The organism is Bradyrhizobium sp. 134 (assembly GCF_023074155.1).
Classification (GTDB): Bacteria; Pseudomonadota; Alphaproteobacteria; order Rhizobiales; family Xanthobacteraceae; genus Bradyrhizobium.
Genome location: NZ_JADPKX010000070.1, coordinates 1 through 671, shown reverse-complemented (window position 1 = coordinate 671; position 671 = coordinate 1). Strand labels below are relative to the sequence as shown.

1 protein-coding gene is annotated in these 671 nt (G+C 60.5%); it reads right to left on the bottom strand.

Annotated elements, in window-relative coordinates:
• The coding region (locus IVA75_RS27325; protein WP_247282170.1) for a PAS domain S-box protein at positions 1 to 671 on the bottom strand (671 nt) is incomplete at both ends.

The window sequence follows — 671 nt, the reverse complement described above, 5'->3', positions numbered from 1 at the left end:
ACAATGCGGCTGTTCGACGTAATCAGCACATGCTTGATGGAGCCGTCACGCGCCCGCAGCCGCGCGGGATAACGATCGAGCGGCTCGCCGCATGAAAGGCGCTGAAGGATATGGCCGATCACCGGCGCGTCGGCATGAAACTCAGCAACGTGGCGGCCGATGTACTCCTCGGGCTCGTAACCTAGCAGATCCATTTCAGCTTTGTTGGCGCGAAGGATAATCCCCTCTCCGCTGACGATATGAAGACCAACAGCGCTGTTGTCGAAAAAGTCCTCCAGATCCTGCGTCTTCCGGCGGACCTCTTCCTCGACCTGCTTGCGTCCGGTGATGTCCTGGAAGCAATTGATGGCACCCTGGATCCGGCCAGAATGATCGCGCAATGCCCGGATGTTGACCAGGGCCGAAAAGCGGGAGCCATCCGGCCGTGCCATTATCACTTCGGCATTGCGCGTAGGCGTTCCCACACGAACCGCTGCGGCCATGGGACAGTCGGCATGGGCAAGCGGAGTTCCATCGACCAGGTAGAGCTGATGCGAACCGCAGAAGCGCTCCTTCTTGGCAGGGTCAGGTGTTCGCCCCCAAGATTCCACGGCCTCGGTGTTGTAGGCGACGAGCAATCCGTCCGCGTCACAAAGATAGACAGCGCCGGGAATGGCATCGAGCGCGGCGTG